Source organism: Paraglaciecola sp. L1A13, assembly GCF_009796745.1.
GTDB lineage: Bacteria > Pseudomonadota > Gammaproteobacteria > Enterobacterales > Alteromonadaceae > Paraglaciecola.
Map to the genome: position 1 here is coordinate 4907562 of NZ_CP047024.1, position 22572 is coordinate 4930133.

Below are 22572 nucleotides of genomic sequence, written 5' to 3' on the forward strand. Positions count from 1 at the left end.
TTTATCCTTCTTTTTTGGCTAAATCTTTGATGCGTCCGTTACGCAGGCTATAGATCCAACTATGAATACGAACACGCTGTCCGCGAGCAGCGGCATCCTTGAAGATATTACTGCGACGAATGTTATTCGCCTGCTCAATCACATTTAGTTCGCATAACCGTGCTGAGCGCTGCTCGCCGGATAAGGTTGCGAGCTCATCTTGATGAAATTTAGCGATATCTTTAATGTTTTCTAGCCAGTTATCAATTAATCCGAGTTGCTGATCCTTAAGTGCAGCATCGATCCCGCCACAGCCATAATGGCCACACACAATTACGTGTTTAACTTTAAGCACGTCAATTGCGTACTGCAAAACCGACAAACAATTAAAGTCAGTGTGTACCACTAAATTCGCGACGTTACGGTGTACAAATATATCTCCAGGCACAAGACCTAAAAGCTGATTTGCAGGAACGCGACTATCAGAACACCCAATCCACAGATATTCCGGTTTTTGCCGAGTGGCAAGTTTATCAAAAAAGTTAGGTTCGGCCTCTTTCATTCCCTCTGACCAAACTCTATTATTTTCAAGTAGTTGTAATATATCGCTCATAAACCCTCGCTTGTAACGAGCGCAGTATAGTGAAACTACACTGTACGACAGCTCTTACCATTGGCCGGCAATTATCTCGCTAAGCTAAATTGCTGCCGGCGTACGTTTAATTGACAACTTCCCCATCGCAATGGCGTTGCCCAAAATAACAAAGAAAACCCCTATTAATGAAGCTAAATACCATTGGTAACCTTCAAAAATGGTCGAGACTAATAGCGCAACAATGGGATAAACCAGCACCACATATGCTGTTTTATCAGAGCCCATCTGGCGGACTAACTTCATATATGCGCCAAAGGCTATAACCGAACCAAAGATGCTTAAATACGATATAGCTAGGTAATATTCCCAGCGCGTAGGCAGTACCCAATCAATGTCGCTCACCAAAGCAAACGCCAAGATACCTATGGAGCCATAACTCATGGCCCAAAAATTCATCTGCACCACAGGCGTACCATAATCTAATATGCGTTCAGACAAGACATTACCCAAACCAGCAAATAAAAATGAAGCCAATGCCAAGGTAATCCCAAAGACAAGCAAAGTATCCGCCTTTAGTTGGGAAAATTCAGGATAAAAAATCAGCCCAATCCCGAACATACCAAATGCCGCTCCAATGACGACCTCCATGCGAATAGGCTTCTTCAAAATAACCCGTCTGAGCAGTACATTAATATAAATCATGCCTGAGCTCATCAAGGCTACAAGTGCACTAATAATATATTGCTGACTTAAATACAGCAGACTGTACTCCAGACCATAAAAACATAATCCTGCCGCGGCCATTTTGATGTGTAAATGCTTAGGCAAACGTAAAGATAATCCCTTTACCACGCAGAAAACACCTAAAATCGCAGCTGCGAGAGAGAAACGAATGGCCACTGACAAAACCGGATGTATTTCACCTAACTGAAATGTAATAGCAATCCAAGTCGTTCCCCAAATAAGGGAGACAATTGAAAATAAGGCTGAATTAGACAACTAGATCCCCCGATTAAGATAGCGTTATACTGATTGGCGATTCTATCTTTAAATGAACGATAAGTAGCGAAATATGAAAAAAATATTGATAAGTTTTGCCGTTTTTATTCTGCTGCTAAGCGGCCTGCTATTTTACCGCGCGAACACCTTTTATGACGACCAACAATACGTGGTTGAAAATCCGATAAAACTCGTAAAAATAGATACCGAAGCCGCCCTAAAACGTTTCTCGCAAGCGATAAAGATACCCACCATATCCTTTGATGACCGTAGCCAATTTGACCATGAAGCCTTCTTAGCCTTCCAACAATATTTAAAAGACTCTTTTCCTCTGGTTCATCAACGGGCCAACTTAGACGTGATCAATGACTATAGCTTGCTCTACCATCTAAAGGGGAGTGACCCAACGCTTAAACCCGCTCTTTTTATGGGCCATATGGATGTCGTGCCAGTCGACGAAGCAACGGCTGACCAGTGGCAACATCCCCCTTTTAGCGGAAACGTCATCGACGGGACGGTTTGGGGGCGCGGCACGATTGACGACAAAATCAGTGTCGTCGCACTGATGGAATCAATGGAAATGCTGCTGGCACAAAATATTCAACCTAAGCGCAGTATCTATTTTGCCTTTGGCCACGATGAAGAAGCGGGTGGTAAAGACGGTGCGCGACAAATCGCCGCATTTTTAGCAAAAAAAAATGTCGTCTTTGAATTCGTTCTCGATGAGGGCGGCGTGGTAACCCAAGACATGCTGCCTGGTGTATCAAAATCAGTGGCCGTTATCGGAGTGGCCGAAAAGGGGTTCGTGAATCTGCGTTTAACGGTTAAAGCCCCTGGCGGGCACTCTTCTCAACCACCAGCACACACAGCAGCGGGCATACTCGCACAAGCCATAGTTAAGGTTGAAGCCAGCCCGTTTAGTGCTGACATGCGCTTTATTCTTGAGACATTCCAGCATATTGGTTTCGCTACCGACTTAGCTACGCGCTTACCTATGTCAAACTTATGGTTATTCTCTCCCGCAGTGGAAAGTATGATGCTAGACAGCCCTAGTTCAGCGGCCAGCATTCGCACATCAACTGCGGTAACGATGCTAAAAGGCAGTTCCAAATCGAACGTTTTACCCACAGAGGCAGAAGCTGTCGTTAATTTTAGGATATTACCAGGGGATACAATCGACAGCGTTACTCAGCATATTACGAAAGCGATAGGCGACCCTAGAGTAGAGATAGAAGCCTTTATGACCAATGAAGCTTCGCCAGTCTCATCCACTGAAACATACGGGTATAAGCTTATTGAACAGACTATTCGACGTCTAGACCCAAATTTGCTGGTTGCCCCCTATTTAGTACAAGGCGGGACTGATGCGTCTAATTTCTACGGACTCTCAGATAACGTATATCGTTTTATGATGGTACGTCTTGATCCCAAGACGATGAAACGTTTTCATGGTGTCAATGAGCAAATATTGGTTGAAGATTATATGCAAGCCATTCAATTTTATTACGCTATGGTTAAGCAGGCTGCCCAAGGCTAGCCCGCTTTTATTAATTAGCCTAACTAGCGGTCTACGTCAAGATGATGCGTTTAACTCATCTTGACGCAATTTTCCTGCCGCTTGCTCCTCAAGCTTTTGCTTTTCTGATGTGGCATTCTCACCTATTAACACATCAGATTTAGCGCGACTTGCTTCATTCACCCGATAAATGTTTTCGGCGCTGGACAAGTCTTGCTCATTGGTGATTGAGGCAATGGCTTCTCGTTTGCGTAAAAACTGCGTGATTTCCCCTACGATCCCTTGCAGTTCTTGATTGTTTTTATCCATTTGCATGACGTAGCGCGGCATCTCTAAGTTCTTAGTCCCAGTAGTGGCAAATGTAGATGTCATCACACGAGAGGTAATAATCCAAGGCGTAATAGAACTACGAACCACAACGTTCTCAGAACGCGTAGAGTCATGAATCGACATTCCAGTAGACACCTTGCTCTCGGTAAATGTGCCCTCTGTTTTCATCCACATCAATAAACTACTAAACTGCATCTCCGCCCAAAATAAATTAGTGCCCCTGGCTAGAATAGTCGCCCCTGCAGCAACCGTTAGCCAGCTAAATAACAACACCAAAAAGCCGCTCAACTGTAAACCAAAGTCATGTAAAATTGCATCAACGCGTACTTGACTCATCCCCTCTAAATTAAATAATTGTTGGGCGATAAATTGATACAGCTGGTAGCCTTCTTGTACAGTAAAGAACAAAAGTAAAGCGCCAGCAAAGACCAATATTTGCGCGGAAATTGTAGCGAGCAAACGAAATGCGTTAAATTTAGCGCTGTAGTTTAACTGACTAAATTCGGGTTGCGTTTCAATAAGTAACTTGCCTTTGAAACTCCCTTTGCCCTGACTTTGCTCCTGCAGCTTAGGGTCAAATTCCTGATACATACGATTGGGGATTTCTTTGTAACGGCGATTAGCCAAAACGATGTTTTCAATATTGATAAAAATCTCATTTGGATGCACAGACTCTTGTAAGTTTTCACGAAACTCACTGACCTCTGTACTGGGATTAGCTAGGGCTAAACGTTCCTTCACCATCACCCACGATAATCCTATTACCGCAAAGACCATAACGATCAATAATAGTAAGTTCCACCATGCATCAAACGCTACGACGTCAGTCAACACTTGCTGTACTTGCTCTGCCAAACGACTATTTAGTTGGCTATAAACAAAGCCAATAGCAATCGGAACCACAATCGCAAAGACCAAAAGTTTGGCTAGACTAGCGGCGGTTTTTGCTTGCAGTTTACGCATATTAGGCGCTGCCAACGAATGGGATGTACTGCGCCACTGGGCAATCAGATACACCAATAACAATACGGATAAAATAGGGGTAATAATAACACCTGCATTACCCACTAAGCCTGACGCAGAAACGAAATAAGCGGCACCGAAAGCAATTAAGCCGACCACAGTGGCACACACTAGACCGCCGAGTTCTTGCACAAAGTTACGGATAGGATAGGGACTAAATATTAAGCGCGGTACTAACGTATGTATCAATCGCGCTATCCAGCCTTCAGGCTCAGTAAAGGTGGCGTTTTTGCGCCCCATTAACATGGATTCTAACTCCTGCGCATCGTAGGCAGTTTGAAAACGCTCACGCTCGGCATTTTGCTTTTCGCTTGAATTATGGTTGTAGGCGAGGGATGTTGGCACCGAGCGGCCAACAAAATATTTAAACAACTGAAATAAACCAATCCCAGCATGGCGTAAACCCAAAGTAAGTAAGGTTAACCCAAGTAATGCGTTAACCCACGCCAAGACCATATCGTTTTTCAAATCATCAGCCACACCTAAAAGCGCGATCACCCCAAGCACTACTACGGCCAGCCCACTTAGTGCTTTCGCAGCACCTTCGGGTTTAAACGGATTACTGATCCCGAGCGTGTTGGTACCAAAATCATACGCCATTTTTGCACATCCTTTTATTCACTGAATATAATTTCAGTATATTTTTCATCAACTTAAACTTTATAGTATAAATTATCGAGATCAAAGCTACTAATTTTAACTGTGCAGAATAATCTCTCACGTAACGTATGGAAAGGGATATGCCGAGGGTGAATGAAATAACATTGTTGATAACAGGAAAGGCGGTAATAGGCTATACCGATCAAAATAGCAGAAAGTTAACGTCCTTCAGAGGTTTTTCGTGAATCGAGTAATGCTGTATACGCTTCTGCGAATCCATTTAGCGATAAGGGCAGGGTAAGTTGTTTACTTTTTTCTAAGGCAAAGGCCACTTTTGCCAATTTACCGTCGCGCAATTCTGCAAATAACGTTTTATCTATCTTGATCACGCTTTGACAGGCCACTGCTGTACATTGAGATAAAGCAACTTGAATGGCTTTATTGTCGTCAATTTTGATCCCCACACCACTGGTTTTATTTAAATTGGGTGGCATGCGTAACATTAAAACTGGAAAGCTATTGGACATAGAAAAATTAACATTGGCACCCAATAACACTTTTTTGCCTTCGGGGTCCATAGCCACCAGCTGACTCACAGAACAATTACCCTGATCGCCGCATAACAAACTCCAAGAACCAAACGTTTGCTGACTTTGAGCATGCGTGACGCCAGATAAAAAGAATAAAAAGGTAAAAGCAGCAAAAATTAACCGCATAAAATCACTCCATAAAGGCAAAAAAAGAGGAGCAATCGCTCCTCTTTTTATTATTCAACTAACGTTAAGCGCGACGCTTTCTAGAGCGAAATAGTACCAACAAAGATAGAGCGAAGATACCTAGCCCTGCAGGAGCAGAAACCGCTTGCGTACCACCAACAAACTCAGTAATAGCATTTTGATTGATGTTTATTGTACCCGCAGAATCAAAGGTCAATGCTGTTACAAATGCACTTCCGTCGGTAGGATCAACCATTTCAGACGTTTCAATACCTAAAATACGAAAACGATCCACTGCGGTACCAAAATCAAAAGTAACGCCGCCGAATAAATCTGTATCAGTGTCATACCAAGAGGCTAGAGCGTCATCCCATAACCAAAGGTCATAAACGTCATCGCCAAAACCAGTGGGTAACATAACTGATTGCACGTTAGGGCCACTGTTAACGATATAGTCATAACCAACGGCTACATCTGGGTCGATGAAGATAGGTATTTCAGGGGTTATGATGACAAATTCAAAGTTATAGTCAGTAGGCGTTTCAGGGTTAATCACTGGCAAAATAGGATTTTCAGCGTTGTCGCCCGGTAACTGGCCGTCACGAATAGCGAACTTCCAAATACCTACTGTGCTGGTATTACTATCAGCCGTGTCTAAATTGACAATTCCATCGGTTTGGGAGCCAGGCACAGTAAAAAAGTTAACACCATCGCCGGCGTCATAGCCTGCTTGTGCGGGAGTGCCGCCTAGGCCATCACTGCCGCCAGACGCATCGCCCGTAGTCCAATTAATATCCTCATAGCGAAATTCCACATCAAAATTACCGGCACCAGTGTCAGCACGGTCAATCAATACTAATTGGAAGGTATTTGTGAGCGAGTTATCGGAAGGGAAAAAGCCAACTTTATCCCAAGTAATAACCAAGGTTTCAGCATTAGGCGAACCAATAAAGACATCGCCGCAGTCGGTACAACGTGTATCCACATCACCCCAGAAAGGTGCGATCATGGCGTTACTCGTAGCAGGAAATGGATCTGGCGTAAATTGACTAATAGCACCATTAAAACTAATGTTGCCGTTGTTATTTACGTAGAAAGAATCATGACTGTTGCTGAAAAAATTAACACCCGAGTCAAAACCTAAGTCATCAAAACTACTGAAAAGAATCTCTGCACTTGAGCTGTCATCGTTTTTGTCCAAGGCAATGTTGCCGAACCCAGATTCACCAGCGCCGGTCCAACCCTCTAACAATACACTCGCGCTAGCGGTCATAGTGATAAAGCTAGATGCAATAATACTGCACAATGCCACCTTCTTTATTAAATATTTTAAATCATACATTTGTAATATCCTTTTTATAAATGATGTTGCAATTAAATTCCACGCGAGCCAAGCAAACATCAAGCCATAAAAATAATATCATTTAAATACAACTGGTTATGATTAACGAGGCGGAGTAAGTTTAAGGAAATGTAAATTTAATTGACAATATTTAACGTGAAGTAAGTTTACTTTGGAATGCTTGATAGACATGCAGAGCCAAATGACTCTGCTGTATCAACGACAAAAATAAAGGCCTATAACTAATGTAATTTAAGTTTGGGCCCAACAAATTTACTGACCCTTCTGCTTAGCATGATAAGCACCGCTTTAAGCCAACCATGCACAGAAAATTGATGCATGCTATATAATGAGGTATATACCAAGCGCGCTAATTTACCTTCAACAAACATACTGCTGCTGGATAAATTGCCCATTAAACTACCAACAGTGCTGTATTTACTTAAATGCACCAGAGAGCCGTAATCGCTGTATTTGTAATCTTCTAGCTCTTTACCTTGAAGCTGATTCACTACATTTTTATATACAATCGAGGCCATTTGATGGGCCGACTGGGCACGCGGTGGCACCCAAGTCCCATCTTCTTGTTGGAATGCACAGCAATCACCCAGCACATAAATATTTTGTAGACCTTTTGCTCTCAGCTGCGGGTCAACTAACACTTGTTGTGCGCGATTGGTCTCGAAAATATCTAACTCTTTAATCAAGTTTGCGGCTTTAACACCAGCAGCCCAGACCATTAAATCAGCTTCAATCAATTCATCATCAGCAGTTACAAAACCGTTTTTCTCAGCACGAATGACTTTGGTATTTTCATAAATTTTCACGCCGATTTTTTGTAAGGCGTTTTTCGCCGCATTGGCAATGCGCTCAGGCAGCGCAGGCAACATACGCGGTCCTGCTTCGATAATAGAAATTTCTAAACGCTGGGCCGACATAGCCGGCATACCATAGGCACGAGAAAGGTTAGCCACATGATGTAACTGAGCGGCTAACTCGGTACCCGTTGCTCCTGCCCCCACTATCGATACGCGCAAGGTAGACTGTTGGGTATTTGGCTGATTCACCCTAAGCATTTGATTCAGCAAAGCGCGATGAAAACGTTCAGCCTGACCAAGAGAGTCTAAGAAATAACTGTGGTCTTTCACCCCAGGCGTACCAAAGTCGTTGCTCACGCTACCAATGGCCAACACGAGTATATCGTATTCAATATTACGCTCTGGCAATATCAATTCGCCCTCTTCGTCATACAGGGCATCTAATGCAATTGATTTATTCGGCTCATCGATACCTTTTAACGTACCTTGCTGAAATTCATATTTAAGTCGACTTGCGTGAATACGGTAATCCACTCCATCAGAGTTTTTATCGATTATCCCCGCAGCAACCTCATGCAACAAGGGTTTCCAAACATGGGTTCTTACCTTGTCGACTAAAATCATCTCCACATCAGCATGCTTACGACAATAACGACTCAGTTGAGCAACTAACTCAAGACCACCCGCCCCGCCGCCTATAACGACTATTCGTTTCATAATAATTACCTTTTAAAGTTGAGATAGAATTTGGTTTACATATGGCATTGGCTGAGGGCTCAACAAGAGCGAAGAAAGCAGCTGAAAATTGGCATTGGATTACAGATAAATGCGCTGTGATTAATCGATGAAAATTGGTTGAACTTATCAATAGGTCTAGACTAACGCTTCGGGTTAGCAAGCGCTTACTAAAATTGTCTCTTAGGCACAAAAACACAATAGAAGAGACAAGTAATAATACCGCAGATTTGACGCTGAAAATAATACTATTAATATTACAGAGCAGCGTATTAACGAGAACGTCAGACCTATCGAGTAAGCGCGCCAATGCTTGAAAAGAGTAAAACTGTGTAACGGCTGACAAGATGAACAAAGTGAACTCCAAAAGGAATGGGGCGCACTCCAGCGCCCTATGCATATTTGCTTCTTTATCTATAAGTTATTAAGCGCGAACTTCACCGTCACCTAAAACAATAAACTTTTGAGTCGTCAGTGATTCTGCGCCCATAGGGCCATAAGCATGTAATTTACTGGTTGAAATACCAATCTCAGCACCTAAACCTAGTTCTCCACCATCTGAGAACCGTGAAGACGCATTGGCCATGACAACAGCAGAATTTAGCGTACGAATAAAAGCTTGAGCACGGCTAAAGTCTTGCGTAGCAATGACTTCGGTGTGCCCTGAACTGTAGGTTTCAATATGCTCTATAGCCGCATCAAAATCGTCTACAATACGCACAGCGATTTCCATCGCTAAGTATTCTGCATGCCAATCATCTACTGTCGCTTTACCAGCATTCTCGAAATAACCGATACTGCGTTCACAGGCGTGCACTTTGACGTTGAACTCATCAAACAAGGCTCTAACTTTTAGCATAAATGTCGGGGCAATATCCTGATGGACTAGCAAGGTTTCTAGAGAATTACATACTCCTGTGCGCTGAGTTTTACCATTTTTCAGTAAATTGAGAGCCTTATCTTCATCGGCAGCATCGTCCACGTATAGATGACACACTCCCTTATAATGCTGAATAACAGGAATACGGCTGTTTTCACTAACGAAGCGAATTAATCCCTCTCCACCACGGGGAATAATTAAATCAATATCTTGATTTAGGGTCATCAGTTCATTCATAACTGCGCGGTCAGGGTTAGGCACAACAACCACGGCAGCAGGGTCGATGCCATTTTTGTCTAAAGCGTAGCTTATACATTCGGCCAACGCCAAATTAGAGTGAATAGCTTCTTTACCTCCCCGCAATACTACTGCATTACCTGCTTTAAGACATAATGCCGCAGCGTCAATGGTCACATTAGGTCGTGATTCGTAAATCATCGCGATAACCCCTAAAGGAATACGCATTTTGCCCACTTGAATACCACTGGGCATTTGTTGCAGGTGTTCAATGCTGCCAACGGGATCAGCTTGAGCAGCGATGTTTAATACCGCTTCAGCAATACCTTGAATGCGTTGGGGAGTTAATAGCAAACGATCCAGCATGGCGTCATCTAGGTTACTCTCATGACCTGCCGCTAAATCTTGCTTATTAGCAGTGATGATCGCATCAGTCTGCTCCAGCATGCGCTGAGCAATATCCTTTAATAGGGTTTCTTTTTCTATAGACGATAATTTAGCCACTTGACGTGAAGCAACGCGCGCTGCTTTTGCCGCTTGAGCGATTGAAAATTCCATTCTGATAAGCCTTTTAAAAAACGTATTGGATCTCACCGGAAGTCTATCGCTGAACGTCAGTCGACAGATACCCAGAAACCTTAAAGTAAAACCATGTCATCACGATGTATAATGACTTCACCAGATGAATAGCCAAGTAATTCGGTTATTTTATCACTGCGAAGACCTTTAATCTGTATCAATTCGCTGTTGCTGTATAAGGTTAATCCCTTAGCTATTATCTGGTCTTTATAGCGAATATCAACCGCTTCACCCGCTTTAAACGCGCCCAAAACACTGGTAATACCTGAAGGAAGAAGTGAAGCCCCTTTACGCATCAATGCTTGCTCGGCACCATCATCAATAACCAGTGTGCCTTTCGAGCGTAAAGTATGGCGCAACCACTGCGTGCGCGCACTATCGCGATTTTTGCTTGGCACAAACAACGTTCCGGCCTGCTTACCCTGCCCAAGTTGTTTAAACACGTCAGGGTTTCGGCCATTAACTATCAGAGTTTGTATACCGCTCTTTGCACATTTTTCAGCTGCTTGAATTTTAGTGCGCATACCCCCAGTCCCAACACTAGTACCAGCACCGCCCGCTAAATCATGAATTTGTTGATCAATTTCGTGCACAGTCGGAATGAATTTCGCCTGTGGATTCTGTCTTGGATCAGCATTGTATAAACCATCAATATCCGAGCAAATAATTAACGTATCAGCTCGAGCAACCAATGCGGTATAAGCGGCAAGATTATCATTGTCACCTACTTTTAATTCGTTGATTGCTACGGTATCGTTTTCGTTTACGATTGGTAAAGCACCGTTACGCAGTAGTTCTCGCAAAGTATTTTTAATATTCACATAGCGCGTACGGTTGTGTAGATCATCGGCGGTAAGCAAAATTTGCGCACAGTCAAAATCAAACAAACGAGCCCAATTGGCCATCATGTGGGTTTGCCCAATAGCAGCCATAGCTTGCTTCTCGGCAATCGATGGATGATGCTTAAAGGCTATTTTATTACGCCCAGCGGCAACACTGCCTGAAGAGACCAAAATGACTTCTTTACCTTGCGCACGGCTGTTACATATAAATTGTGCAATGGGCAGCAGATATTGACTGCTACACCCTTTGCCATCAGGGGCTATTAGGGCACTACCGACTTTAATTACGGCCCGTTGCCACGAAAGCGATGACATGTAAAATCCTACCTAGTTAATATCCTATTAGATTACGATAAACCCGCTTAGATACAAGCTTTAGTCGTTATAAGCTATGGTCTTTTGAATACAAAATATATCGAACGAAGTGGAGAGGGTAAAAACGTAAGTTCACCGAGCTGTACAATTTCCTTACAATCTGACGCAGAGTAAATACTCCCACAGCGAGATCTTATTGCCTATTTATAATATTATGCCGAGTAGCGCTGACAAATAATAATTAATTCAATGCAGTTCGTACTAAAATGCCAGGGAATAAGATGTTTAATAAAATAATCACTACAGCGCTACTATCGCTGCTATCAATTAATGCAGCAAATGCTGCAATCGAGCAAACCAAAGGCGACTTTAAAGACAAGTTTCGCCAACTCGACGAATCGCTTCCAACACCTAACGTATATAGAAATGCGGCCGGTCAGCCAGGTCACCAATACTGGCAACAGAAAGTTGATTACAAAATTAAAGTTCATTTAAACGAAGAAAAACATCGTTTAGATGCCAGTGAATCCATTACCTACAATAACAACTCTCCAGATACACTTAAGTATTTGTGGCTACAATTAGATCAAAATAAATTCAGAAATGACTCTATGTCAGCCATGACGACGACTTTTGGTGGCATTGGTGCACGTGGCCCCGCAACTCAAGGCGCGAGTGGCAGTAAACCCGCTCAATTAAGTTTAGCTGCTCTTCGTCGCGATCAATTTGTTGCTGATCATGAGTTAGGCTATGACATACAGAAGGTCGTTGATAAATCAGGCAACAAGCTTCATCACGTCATTGTAGGTACGAATATGCGGATTGATTTAGCCAAGCCATTAACGCCTGGTCAGTCAGTAGAATTTGCTATCGATTACGCATATAACATCGTTGAAGAAGATGCCGTTTCTGCCCGTTCGGGTTATGAGCACTTTCCGGATGATGAGCGTGAAGGTGGCAACGATATTTTCTTGCTAGCACAATGGTTCCCACGCTTGCACGCTTATACCGATTACGAAGCTTGGACTAACAAAGAGTTTATTGGTCGTGGTGAGTTTACTTTAGAGTTCGGTAACTACGATGTTGAAATGACGGTACCCGCGGATCATATTGTTAGTTCAACAGGTGAGCTACAGAATCCGAAGCAAGTACTTACTTCTACTCAGCGTAAACGCTTAAAAGAAGCAGAAAACGCCAAACGTCCTGTATTTGTAGTAACCGCCGACGAAGCATTAGATAACGAAATAGAAGCGACTAACAAAGAAAAGACTTGGAAGTTCAGTGCCAAAAATGTGCGAGACTTTGCTTGGGCTTCATCACGTAAATTTATGTGGGATGCCAAAGGTCATAAGCAAAAAGGGGCGAACCAAGACTTGGTTATGGCTATGTCGTTCTACCCGAAAGAAGGTGGGGACTTATGGAAAAAGTATTCTACCGAGTCGGTAGTACATACCCTAGACGTATATTCTCGCTTCTCGTTCGACTATCCATACCCTACTGCCCAATCAGTTAATGGCCCAGTTGGCGGTATGGAATATCCCATGATTTCGTTTAATGGTCCTCGTACTGAATTACAAGACGATGGTAGTCGTACCTATTCTCAAGCAGAAAAACGTTTCTTGATTGGTGTCGTTATTCACGAGGTTGGGCATAACTATTTCCCCATGATCGTTAACTCGGATGAGCGTCAATGGTCTTGGATGGATGAAGGCTTAAACAGCTTCTTAGACGGCGTTGCCGGCCGTGAATGGGATCCAACTATTCCTTGGGGTGTTGAGCCTCGTGACGTTGTAGGCTACATGAAGTCGTCGTCACAGGTGCCTGTCATGACCCAATCTGACAGTGTTTTACATCTTGGTCCAAATGCCTATACCAAACCAGCAGTTGCACTTAATATTTTGCGCGAAACCATCTTGGGTCGTGAGTTATTTGACTTTGCCTTTAAAGAATATGCCCAGCGCTGGATGTTTAAACGCCCCACCCCGTCTGACTTTTTCCGTACGATGGAAGAAGCCAGTGGTGTCGATTTAGATTGGTTCTGGCGTGGTTGGTTTTACACAACAGATCATGTTGATATCTCTTTAGATAAGATTTCTAAACTTCGCTTAGACACGAAAAACCCCGATATTGACTTTGATCGCCAGCGCCAAGAAGAGTTAGACAAGCCATTGTCATTAACTGAGGAGCGCAATAAAGCTGAAGGCAAAGAATTATGGGTGAATCGCTTCTCTGATATCACTGACTTCTATGACGAAAACGACCGCTTCACCGTGACCAACAAAGAGCGTAATAAATACAACAAATTCTTGAAAGACCTAGAACCTTGGGAACGCACTGTATTTGAACGCGCAGTTAAAGAAGATAAGAACTACTATGTTCTTGATTTTTCAAATAAAGGCGGTCTAGTCATGCCGATTATATTGCAGCTAACATTTGCAGATGGTAGTACGCAAAACCAATATATTCCTGCTGAAATATGGCGTCGTACCCCCAAAGCCGTTAGCAAATTAATCGTGACCGATAAAGACCAGGAATTGGTCAGTGTATCAGTTGATCCTCGCTGGGAAACGGCTGATGTTGACGTTAGCAATAACGATTATCCACGTAAGATCATTCCATCGCGCATCGAAGCTTATAAAGCGAAGAAGAGCACTAAGAAGGTCTCTCGAGATATTATGCAAGACATCAAAACTGAGATAAAAAGCTCAGATGATGACGAAGATGAGAACAACGACTAGGCATGATTAATTTTATGACCCGTGCTTTTGCTGGCTTGCTGCTTTTATTAGTCGCAAGCTCAGCGTTTTCTCATCAACAGAAAACCGCTATCAGTACAGTACTTTTTAATCCCCGCACTGAAAATATAGAAGTTATGCATAGGTTTAACCTGCATGACGCCGAACATGCAGTACGGCATATTTTTGGCAAAAACGCCGATATCATCGATTCAGCGAAAACTCAGCAGCAATTTAGTGATTACGTCAGTGAACGTTTCACAATGGCCAGAGAAGATGGACAGCCCATTGCATTAAAAACGGCAGGATTCGAAGTAGACGGTAATTTTTTCTGGGTTTATCAGGAAACAAAACAACCTGCTAAACTCGATAATTTAGTGATCAGTCATAACGCCCTACGAGATTTATGGCCAAGCCAAATTAACACCATCAATGTGGAAGGTAAGGGTGATATTCAAACCCTGACTTTTAGGGATTCAATAGAGCTATTAAAAGTCGAATTTGAACATCATTAAGGTAAATTAATTGTTAGATGCTCGGCTATTACAGGTCGAGCATTTTTATTTCTATTCTGCGCTGATTTCCCAATGTATGCTATTGGCCGCTGAACGAATAACGACGAGACTTTAATGCACCCATTCCCCGAAGATGCTCCACTAAAAGCCAAGCGAACAGAGCCAGTTTTGTGGCTGTTAGCACTTGGTGTGTTATACACTTTGTACTTCGCACAGACATTATTACTGCCAGTGGTCGTGACGTCGCTTATTGCACTTATGCTCAGCCCTTTGGTCGGTGCGTTACAGCGTGCTCATGTGCCACGCACAATTTCTGCATTTTTATTGGTCAGTACCTTAATCGCACCTTTTACTTTTTTAGCCAGCGAATTAGCTGAACCAGCCCAAAAATGGGCCAAGCTTGTACCTGAATTAACCCAGCATCTTACAGAACAGATTGATTCGTTAAGTGATGCAATGGACGGCAAAAATAAACCCACTGAAGTGCAAACTAAAGATAACGAAAGCTTTAGTTTTTTCGGATTATTCGACGAAAAACCTTCCGTAGCGAAAGCCGAACCTAGTGCAGAAAACACCGTAACGCAGCGTATCAAGCAAGGAGGTATGGAATTGATGATATCCATGCTTGCCACTACCCCTATGATTTTAGCGCAACTGGCGACAGGCATTATATTAACACTATTTCTACTCATTTTTGGCCCCTCCTTATTCGAGGCGTTTATTCAATACTTCCCAAAAATTACTGACAAAGGGCAGGTCCGTAACTTAGTTGCTACAATTCAAAAAGAACTGTCTCGTTATATTGTCACCGTAAGTATTATCAATGCTGGACTTGGATTGAGTACCGCGTTAACCCTATATTTCATCGGAATCGAAGATGCATTATTATGGGGCGTCTTGGCAGGTATGCTCAACTTTATTCCTTATGTGGGTTCTTTAATTGGTGCCACAATATTGACTTTAGCTGGCTTAGTTCAATTTGGTGTACAGCTCACGGCACTAATACCACCAGGCGTTTATTTTTTATTAAATTTAGTTGAGTCCCAGTTCATTACGCCCACAGTGCTAGGCCGCAATATGCAGTTAAATCCACTTATAGTGGTATTGTGGTTATTGGTTTGGGGTTGGTTGTGGGGCGCAGTAGGTGTGTTATTAGCGGTACCACTTTTGGTGTGTATTAAACTGGCATTAGATCAGCTCAATATATGGACTCATTGGTTAAAAATTATTGAAGCTTAACGTTATTTGATGAAGGGCGTATGGCAAATCCAAACCAGCCTACATAGACTTAATTATTGATGTAGATCAATTTTTACATAGTGATTTTCGCTAGCATAGTTGTAACAAACTAACTCAGAGGAAATCGATCATGATGGCACTTATATTAAGCGACCCAGTTGCTTGGGGCTCAATTTTAGGCATTATTACTATCGTCGCATTATGTTGTTATTACGCTTATTTGTTTGTACACAACACCATTGAAAACCGTTAGTTCAGTGGTGGTTTGTTACACGCTAGAACGAATTGAGAATGGCAAGACCATACTATTATTAGATTGAGGATTGCCAATCATTTCATCAAATGGACTGTGATGAATAAGCTCTGCTCTGGCAACATTACATCTACTTAATATGGCACGTACTTGTTCAAGGCTCCTAAACGCTTTGGGTCGTTGGGTTGATTTTTCATATACCACTCCCTGTTTACCTGCAATGGTTAAGCGTAGGATGTAAATGCTCATTTCGTGTGATTCCACGCTAGCTATGTCAATGTTAGGTTCAGTTGCCAATACATCTTGCAGCATATATATGATCATTTTAACCCCTTAAATGTCGCCTGATTTATTGGCATAAATCAGAAGTGATACATCTGTAATATGCCTACCTATTTAACAGCGTGTTAGATCAGCTTGTAGGCACGAAATTCGCTTTTTCATTTGATAATTCGTTATGCTCTTTTTTCAATGACCGCCACATTATCGCACTCAATATAGTAAAAATTGTGAGAGTTATTGTTAACCACCCTGGAATAGGTTGGGTAATCACGACTGTCGTCAATAATAAGTACTTAGCTATTTCTAACCACCAGCCTATCAATTTCAAGGCTAAAATTTCCCCAACCGATACACTGGCGCCTATTACCCAAGCAATAATCAGCAATTGTTGATTTAACGCCAAATTAGTGATGTTGAGTAAAAAGAGTAACCCAACAAGTGTCGTTAAGGTATGTTGCAATAAACTGTATAGTTTACGCAACGTTGTTAAGGGTATTTCAAACTTTTCAAAACGCGTTAAATCTACACGACTAAGTGGATAATTTCGTTCCATATCAGCTGGACGCCAACCTGTTCTACCAAACCAAACTCTAAGCTTGTCTGCCCATCGCTGTGTACGCCAGCTGTCTTTTATAAGTTGTTGATACACGTGCGTATTGGCAAATATAGGATTCCAGCTGTGCAATGCTTTACGAATTCCAAAAATAGGCCGCTCGTTGTCTAGCTCCTCTTGGAATGAGCCAAACAGACGATCCCAAATAATAAACACGCCGCCATAATTACGATCAATATAAATTTGATTTTGTGCGTGATGCGCTCGATGGTTTGACGGAGTCACAAAGACCAACTCTAACCAACCAAGTTTGCCGATGTGCTGTGTATGCACCCAAAATTGATAGATGAGATTAAGCGATCCCACCGTTAATAAAAGTAAAGGATCTATGCCTAAAACGGCTAAAGGAAGATAAAAAATCCAACTTAAAAAACTACCACTGGTCTGGCGCAAAGCAGTCGTCAGGTTATACTCTTCACTCGAATGGTGCACCACATGAGCAGCCCACAAGATACTCATTTCATGTCCGAATCGATGATTCCAGTAATAACAAAAGTCATATAATATAAAAGCAACGAGCCCCAACCAGATGTTTTCACCAAGAGAAAACAGTCCAAAATTATCATACAAAGTGATGTACAGGGCAAAGGGAACCAATGCCTTTAGGAGCCCAACCATACGACTTAACACGCCAGCAGTAAGGCTATTAATGGCATCGTTGGTACGATAGTAATCAGTTTTTCGAACGTATTCGGCAACTAATTCCATTGCGATGAGCAAAAAGAAGAATGGGATCGCGTAGATAATATAACTCATTGAACTAAAACCTTAATCAAACAAAATATGGCAATTAACTAAGATAAATTAAGATGCCCGCCCCTCTCTGGCAACATATTATTAACATTTATTATATATTCATACATTCCTTGTATACTTCGATTGAATTTTGCGGCAGCCTGATTGTCCAAATATTTTTGTGATTCTGAGGGAGAAAACCCTCTTGATAGATTGATCTTTTATCACAACACTATAAGTTACTACCTATTAGTTAAAAATTTTGATGCATTAAACTTGTGTCTAGACATCCATATTTTCAGGCCTAGTTATTGCCCCTTAAGGAGTTTTTATGAGTGAAGAAGACGTTAAAAGTAAGTCATTAGCCCCTTACTTAATCATAGCTGTTGTGCTGATTGTCATTGTTGGTACTGTATTATTTTGGCCTGCACAAAAACCTGACGAACCTGTTGCGCCAATTGAAGTACCGGTAACGACATTGCCTGAAGTTGAGCCTATCCCTGAGCCTGAAGTCGAACCCGAACCAATTCTTGAGCCTGAAATCGATCAACAAATTGAACCTGAACCAATCCCTGAGCCTTCACCTGAACCATTGGATACCAGCGATGCTGCAGTAAAAACAGAATTGCTTAAATTGTCAGACTACGGTGAGCTTGCGCGTTTATTGGTTAATAACGACTTATTACAACGTTTCGTGATTATGACTAATAACTTGGCTGACGACGAACTACCAGCAAATCATCAAGTTCTTAAAGCACCAGAGCAATCATTCCGTACGTTCCAACAAGCGGAAAAGGAGTGGATAGATCCAGCTAGTTACAAACGTTATACGCCATACGTGGATGTACTTGAATCGCTTGATCCCCAATCTCTTGAGCTGTTATACGAAGAGTATAAACCTGCGATTAACAAAATTTTTGCTGAAATTAGCAGCCCAGGCCAAGATTTTGATGAAACGCTTTTAGACGCCATCGACCTATTACTCGATACACCTGAAGTACCAGTACCAGTAGAAGTTTATACTAATAGCGTGATGTTCAAATTCAAAGATGAACGCCTTGAAGCGCTTGCTGCTCCGCAAAAACAGCTATTACGTACCGGTCCTGAAAATATGCGTCGTATCAAAGCCAAATTACGTGAATTGAAAACCGCTATTTCTGCGGCACAAGAATAAGAAGCATAGCCCATGGACTTAGCCACACTACAAAAACAACTTGGTGATCAACAAGGTAAGCTGCCACCTGTCGATAAATGGGACCCAGATTTTTGTGGTGACATGGATTTAGTCATAAAACACGATGGTAGTTGGTTTTACATGGGCACACCTATTGGTCGCAAGGCCCTCGTAAAGCTTTTCGCCAGCGTGTTAAAAAAAGTAGATGATAAATATTATTTAGTTACGCCTGTCGAGAAGCTTGGAATAACTGTCGAAGATGTACCCTACGTAATCACTCAGTGGGATAGGCAAGACGACTTACTGGTTTTCACTACGCAAACCGAAGAACAAATCATCGTCAGCGCCGAGCACCCCGTTGAGCTTAAAGAAGACAGTAAAAATCAGCTCGATTTGCCCTATATTAATATTCGGCGCAATTTATGGGCTCGACTACATCAGAATGTTTACTACCAACTGATAGCGCAAGCCGAACAAGAAGGTAACGCATTATATATCTCTAGTGGTGACTACAGATTTTGCTTAGGCCACCTTTAGCCTAGCCATTTGTCTGCGGTACACGTCTAATAATTATTTATCAAAATTATCGTGTTGCTAATTATTTACGCAGCAAACATATAGACTTCTATCACCTGTCATTAGCACTTTGACCTATTGCAGGATTTCCCCTAGTCTGGACAATCACTAGCTAGAACGAGAATAATATTATGCGTGTTTCCATTGCCAGCGCAGCCTTTGCTGCCTCGCTTATCTGTGCCAATTCATTAGCAGCCACCTACATTCAAGCAGGCAAACTTATCCCAGCGAATTCTAACGATGTGCTGAGTAAGGTGACCGTTGTGATCGATGACAATAAAATTAGTCAAATTAAACAGGGTTTTGTCTCCGGTAATGAGCAGGATAAGGTCATTAATCTTCAAGAATACACCTTGATGCCAGGCCTTATGGATATGCATACCCACGTTACATCCCAGCTCAATGGGCCTGCAAGTTACATGGAGCGCTTTACATTAAACGAAGCTGACTTCGCTATTAAAGGTGTTCAATACGCGAACAGAACGCTAATGGCGGGCTTTACCACCATTCGTAATCTAGGTGATGGTTACAACGAATCAATTGCTTTACGCAATGCAATCAACAAAGGTGTGATCGACGGACCTCGCATATTCACTGCCGCTAAGTCTATTGCCACAACAGGTGGCCATGCCGATCCTACTAATGGCCAAGCCAGTCGCATTCAAGGTGATCCGGGCCCAAAAGAAGGGGTGATAAATGGCGTAGCTGAAGCACGAAAAGCGGTTCGTCAACGTTATAAGGATGGTGCTGATTTAATAAAAATAACAGCAACAGGGGGCGTATTATCAGTCGCAAAGAGCGGTCAAAACCCCCAATTTATGGACGATGAACTAAAATCCATAGTCGATACGGCCAAAGACTACGGTATGACTGTTGCTGTGCATGCTCACGGGAAAGAGGGGATGGAACGAGCCATAAAAGCAGGCGTAACGTCCATCGAGCATGGCACCTACATGGACAAGCAAACGTTTAAATTAATGAAAAAACATAATACCTATTACGTGCCGACTGTTATGGCGGGTAATTGGGTGGCTGAAAAAGCAAAAATAGAGGGGTTCTTTCCCGAGCTCGTTCGCCCTAAAGCCGCAACCATTGGCCCATTAATTTTACAAACCTTATCTAGAGCGCACGAAGCGGGAGTGAAAATTGCCTTTGGTACCGACTCAGGGGTATCAGCTCATGGTGATAACGGCTTGGAATTTGTATTAATGGTAGAAGCCGGTATGAAGCCCATTGAGGCAATACGCGCAGCCACTTACCACGGCGCTATTCTTATTGAGCAACTTGACACGCTGGGTACGATAGAAGCTGGCAAACTGGCCGATCTCGTTGCGGTAAAGGGTAACCCACTGGATGATATTAAACGCATGCAACATGTCAGTTTTATAATGAAAAATGGTCAAATTTATAAAACCCCTGAGGCGTAACGCCTCTAATCGATGACCGCGTTTACCGATGCTTCAAAATGAAAGTTGAAAGCTTCACGTGTACGACTCGGTCACCTCTTTGGATAACCATTTTTATTTAAAATAAACCTATCACTTTTTGGAGCGCCACATGAAATTAGCATACCATTCGTTAACTATACTTACTGCTGCAAGTCTATTCTTGTCAGGCTCTGCATTAGCGGCCCACCATAACTTAAAAGAGAATGTTCAAGCCGCTTTGGCTAGCGACATTCGTGGGCCCAGCGATACTGCTCGCGATGCGAATAGGATGCCTCTAGAAACCCTAACATTCTTTGGTTTACAACCAAACATGCACATTGCTGAGCTTATGCCTGGTGGAGGATGGTACACAAAAATACTCGCCCCTGTAGTAGCCGAAGAAGGTCAATATTACGCTGCTATAGGTACGAGTAACATAGCAAGCAAGTTACTCAAAGAGCCTGGTTTTGAAAAAGCCAAAGTGCTAGCAGAGGACGCCCGAATGTGGCGTGAAGAAGGCGACAGATTATATTCAATGGACGTGAGTTCTTTGGGCGTAACTAACCTAGATATGGTGCTAACCTTCCGAAACTACCATAATTTTAACGAGCAAGGCCGACGTAAAATGAATGAAGTGGCGTTTGCCGCACTCAAACCAGGGGGGATTTACGCGGTAGTGGATCACACAGCTCGGCACAATGAACCGGAAACATCAGCAAATCGGCGTAGAGTCGATCCTGTACTGGCCATCCAGGAGATTCAACAGGCTGGTTTCGAACTAGTTGATTACAGTGATCTGCATTACAGGGAAGGTGATGAATTAAAATACGAAGTGGGCGAAAAGAGTGTAACGGGCAAAACTGACCGCTGGACATTTAAATTCAAAAAACCTGACTAAATTAAATATATAATTATAATCAATAAGTTAACTTTAAAATAAGAACCTTTCTTGTGTTTTAATTCCGCTTTAATCAAGAAAGGTTAATTAACTTAACAATAATAATTGATAATCATTCTCATTTGCGTTAACTTGATTTTACGCAATCAATAAGAGAATCGATATGTCACATAACTTTCTGTGTCCTAACCACCGTCAATGGTTAACCACCAATCCTCTGGCTGCTCAGACTCACCTTCGAGAAACGCAAGATAATGGGCAGTATTATCGAGAGCAAGGCGCTTGGCAACAGGCTCTACCGTTTCTAGGCTGTGCATACGAAACGGCAGAAATAGTGCTGGTTCAAGCAGAGCGACAAACCTCAACAAAAATCGTCGACTTCACCGCTACAGCGGTATTGTTAGCTGACACTCTTCACAAATTAGGTCAGAAAACCTTGAGCTTAGCTGTTTATGAGCAAGCACAAAAGAGGCTAAAGCCCGAGCTCGTTATAAGCTATCAGCAGCCACAACTTCAGCGATGTATTATTGACTGTATAAAGTCTTTAGCATTGGGGGCAGGTTTCCATCATCAATTTATGCAAGGGCAAGTAAAAGAGGAACACTGTATTCATTAGTAA

Annotated in this window: 20 protein-coding genes; 10 read left to right on the forward strand and 10 right to left on the reverse strand. The window is 42.5% G+C overall.

Annotated features, from left to right (window positions below; genetic code table 11):
- Position 1: 1 nt before the first annotated feature.
- The gene (gene can / locus GQR89_RS20970) at positions 2-592 is read right to left on the reverse strand and encodes a carbonate dehydratase (protein WP_158772026.1); all 591 of its coding nucleotides are present in this window, start codon (positions 590-592) and stop codon (positions 2-4) included.
- A gap of 84 nt (positions 593-676) precedes the next feature.
- Complete coding sequence (locus GQR89_RS20975) at positions 677-1573, reverse strand: DMT family transporter (protein WP_158772027.1); 897 nt, start codon at positions 1571-1573, stop codon at positions 677-679.
- Between the two features lie 73 nt (positions 1574-1646).
- Here GQR89_RS20975 and GQR89_RS20980 point away from each other — a divergent pair, with 73 nt between their 5' ends.
- Positions 1647-3110, forward strand: coding sequence for a M20 family peptidase (locus GQR89_RS20980; RefSeq protein WP_158772028.1), 1464 nt, complete (start codon positions 1647-1649; stop codon positions 3108-3110).
- 36 nt (positions 3111-3146) lie between these two features.
- Here the strand turns inward: GQR89_RS20980 and GQR89_RS20985 are convergent, their stop codons facing one another.
- The 6 genes from GQR89_RS20985 to proB form a co-directional block, all read right to left on the reverse strand.
- The gene (locus GQR89_RS20985; RefSeq protein ID WP_158772029.1) at positions 3147-5042 is read right to left on the reverse strand and encodes a hypothetical protein; all 1896 of its coding nucleotides are present in this window, start codon (positions 5040-5042) and stop codon (positions 3147-3149) included.
- A 218-nt stretch (positions 5043-5260) separates the two neighbouring features.
- Positions 5261-5758: an invasion associated locus B family protein gene (locus GQR89_RS20990; RefSeq protein ID WP_158772030.1), complete on the reverse strand. Its 498-nt coding sequence runs from the start codon at positions 5756-5758 to the stop codon at positions 5261-5263.
- Between the two features lie 64 nt (positions 5759-5822).
- Positions 5823-7100: a nidogen-like domain-containing protein gene (locus GQR89_RS20995; protein ID WP_158772031.1), complete on the reverse strand. Its 1278-nt coding sequence runs from the start codon at positions 7098-7100 to the stop codon at positions 5823-5825.
- 242 nt (positions 7101-7342) lie between these two features.
- Positions 7343-8635: an NAD(P)/FAD-dependent oxidoreductase gene (locus GQR89_RS21000; protein ID WP_158772032.1), complete on the reverse strand. Its 1293-nt coding sequence runs from the start codon at positions 8633-8635 to the stop codon at positions 7343-7345.
- A gap of 442 nt (positions 8636-9077) precedes the next feature.
- Positions 9078-10328, reverse strand: a complete 1251-nt coding sequence (locus GQR89_RS21005; protein WP_158772033.1) for a glutamate-5-semialdehyde dehydrogenase — start codon at positions 10326-10328, stop codon at positions 9078-9080.
- A gap of 80 nt (positions 10329-10408) precedes the next feature.
- Positions 10409-11506 (reverse strand): glutamate 5-kinase, encoded by a 1098-nt coding sequence (proB, locus tag GQR89_RS21010; protein ID WP_158772034.1) that lies wholly within the window; start codon positions 11504-11506, stop codon positions 10409-10411.
- Positions 11507-11787: 281 nt separating this feature from the next.
- Between proB and GQR89_RS21015 the strand changes: the two genes are divergently transcribed.
- From GQR89_RS21015 to GQR89_RS21650, 4 genes are all read left to right on the forward strand, one after another.
- Complete coding sequence (locus GQR89_RS21015) at positions 11788-14244, forward strand: M1 family metallopeptidase (RefSeq protein ID WP_158772035.1); 2457 nt, start codon at positions 11788-11790, stop codon at positions 14242-14244.
- Positions 14245-14246: 2 nt separating this feature from the next.
- The gene (locus GQR89_RS21020; RefSeq protein ID WP_158772036.1) at positions 14247-14756 is read left to right on the forward strand and encodes a DUF6702 family protein; all 510 of its coding nucleotides are present in this window, start codon (positions 14247-14249) and stop codon (positions 14754-14756) included.
- A gap of 114 nt (positions 14757-14870) precedes the next feature.
- Positions 14871-15995 carry an AI-2E family transporter gene (locus GQR89_RS21025; RefSeq protein ID WP_158772037.1) on the forward strand — a complete coding sequence of 375 codons (1125 nt, stop codon included), beginning with the start codon at positions 14871-14873 and terminating at the stop codon, positions 15993-15995.
- A gap of 130 nt (positions 15996-16125) precedes the next feature.
- Positions 16126-16248, forward strand: coding sequence for a hypothetical protein (locus GQR89_RS21650; protein ID WP_255455655.1), 123 nt, complete (start codon positions 16126-16128; stop codon positions 16246-16248).
- Positions 16249-16263: 15 nt separating this feature from the next.
- On the opposite strand, the gene GQR89_RS21030 is transcribed toward GQR89_RS21650, so the two are convergent.
- Both GQR89_RS21030 and GQR89_RS21035 read right to left on the reverse strand, forming a co-directional pair.
- Positions 16264-16572, reverse strand: a complete 309-nt coding sequence (locus tag GQR89_RS21030; protein ID WP_158772038.1) for a DUF6482 family protein — start codon at positions 16570-16572, stop codon at positions 16264-16266.
- Positions 16573-16660: 88 nt separating this feature from the next.
- On the reverse strand, positions 16661-17899 hold the full coding sequence (locus GQR89_RS21035) for a sterol desaturase family protein (protein ID WP_158772039.1): 1239 nt from the start codon (positions 17897-17899) through the stop codon (positions 16661-16663).
- A 310-nt stretch (positions 17900-18209) separates the two neighbouring features.
- Here GQR89_RS21035 and GQR89_RS21040 point away from each other — a divergent pair, with 310 nt between their 5' ends.
- From GQR89_RS21040 to GQR89_RS21060, 5 genes are all read left to right on the forward strand, one after another.
- The gene (locus GQR89_RS21040; RefSeq protein WP_158772040.1) at positions 18210-19052 is read left to right on the forward strand and encodes a DUF3014 domain-containing protein; all 843 of its coding nucleotides are present in this window, start codon (positions 18210-18212) and stop codon (positions 19050-19052) included.
- 12 nt (positions 19053-19064) lie between these two features.
- Positions 19065-19589: a DUF1285 domain-containing protein gene (locus GQR89_RS21045; protein WP_158772041.1), complete on the forward strand. Its 525-nt coding sequence runs from the start codon at positions 19065-19067 to the stop codon at positions 19587-19589.
- Between the two features lie 170 nt (positions 19590-19759).
- The gene (locus tag GQR89_RS21050) at positions 19760-21055 is read left to right on the forward strand and encodes an amidohydrolase family protein (RefSeq protein ID WP_158772042.1); all 1296 of its coding nucleotides are present in this window, start codon (positions 19760-19762) and stop codon (positions 21053-21055) included.
- 130 nt (positions 21056-21185) lie between these two features.
- Entirely contained in the window at positions 21186-21953 is a 768-nt protein-coding gene (locus tag GQR89_RS21055; protein WP_158772043.1) for a class I SAM-dependent methyltransferase, read from the forward strand.
- 163 nt (positions 21954-22116) lie between these two features.
- Entirely contained in the window at positions 22117-22569 is a 453-nt protein-coding gene (locus tag GQR89_RS21060; RefSeq protein ID WP_158772044.1) for a hypothetical protein, read from the forward strand.
- The last annotated feature ends 3 nt before the right edge of the window (positions 22570-22572 follow it).

What these genes read in the sequence shown, in the direction of transcription:
- GQR89_RS21040 (WP_158772040.1), top strand. Translation starts at nt 18,210, where the DNA reads ATGAGTGAAGAAGACGTTAAAAGTAAGTCATTAGCCCCTTACTTAATC.
- GQR89_RS21015 (WP_158772035.1), top strand. Translation starts at nt 11,788, where the DNA reads ATGTTTAATAAAATAATCACTACAGCGCTACTATCGCTGCTATCAATT.
- GQR89_RS21045 (WP_158772041.1), top strand. Translation starts at nt 19,065, where the DNA reads ATGGACTTAGCCACACTACAAAAACAACTTGGTGATCAACAAGGTAAG.
- can (WP_158772026.1), bottom strand. Translation starts at nt 592, where the DNA reads ATGAGCGATATATTACAACTACTTGAAAATAATAGAGTTTGGTCAGAG.
- GQR89_RS21030 (WP_158772038.1), bottom strand. Translation starts at nt 16,572, where the DNA reads ATGATCATATATATGCTGCAAGATGTATTGGCAACTGAACCTAACATT.
- GQR89_RS20990 (WP_158772030.1), bottom strand. Translation starts at nt 5,758, where the DNA reads ATGCGGTTAATTTTTGCTGCTTTTACCTTTTTATTCTTTTTATCTGGC.
- proB (WP_158772034.1), bottom strand. Translation starts at nt 11,506, where the DNA reads ATGTCATCGCTTTCGTGGCAACGGGCCGTAATTAAAGTCGGTAGTGCC.
- GQR89_RS20985 (WP_158772029.1), bottom strand. Translation starts at nt 5,042, where the DNA reads ATGGCGTATGATTTTGGTACCAACACGCTCGGGATCAGTAATCCGTTT.
- GQR89_RS21050 (WP_158772042.1), top strand. Translation starts at nt 19,760, where the DNA reads ATGCGTGTTTCCATTGCCAGCGCAGCCTTTGCTGCCTCGCTTATCTGT.
- GQR89_RS21035 (WP_158772039.1), bottom strand. Translation starts at nt 17,899, where the DNA reads ATGAGTTATATTATCTACGCGATCCCATTCTTCTTTTTGCTCATCGCA.
- GQR89_RS21025 (WP_158772037.1), top strand. Translation starts at nt 14,871, where the DNA reads ATGCACCCATTCCCCGAAGATGCTCCACTAAAAGCCAAGCGAACAGAG.
- GQR89_RS20980 (WP_158772028.1), top strand. Translation starts at nt 1,647, where the DNA reads ATGAAAAAAATATTGATAAGTTTTGCCGTTTTTATTCTGCTGCTAAGC.
- GQR89_RS21005 (WP_158772033.1), bottom strand. Translation starts at nt 10,328, where the DNA reads ATGGAATTTTCAATCGCTCAAGCGGCAAAAGCAGCGCGCGTTGCTTCA.
- GQR89_RS21055 (WP_158772043.1), top strand. Translation starts at nt 21,186, where the DNA reads ATGAAATTAGCATACCATTCGTTAACTATACTTACTGCTGCAAGTCTA.
- GQR89_RS21000 (WP_158772032.1), bottom strand. Translation starts at nt 8,635, where the DNA reads ATGAAACGAATAGTCGTTATAGGCGGCGGGGCGGGTGGTCTTGAGTTA.
- GQR89_RS21650 (WP_255455655.1), top strand. Translation starts at nt 16,126, where the DNA reads ATGATGGCACTTATATTAAGCGACCCAGTTGCTTGGGGCTCAATTTTA.
- GQR89_RS21060 (WP_158772044.1), top strand. Translation starts at nt 22,117, where the DNA reads ATGTCACATAACTTTCTGTGTCCTAACCACCGTCAATGGTTAACCACC.
- GQR89_RS21020 (WP_158772036.1), top strand. Translation starts at nt 14,247, where the DNA reads ATGATTAATTTTATGACCCGTGCTTTTGCTGGCTTGCTGCTTTTATTA.
- GQR89_RS20995 (WP_158772031.1), bottom strand. Translation starts at nt 7,100, where the DNA reads ATGTATGATTTAAAATATTTAATAAAGAAGGTGGCATTGTGCAGTATT.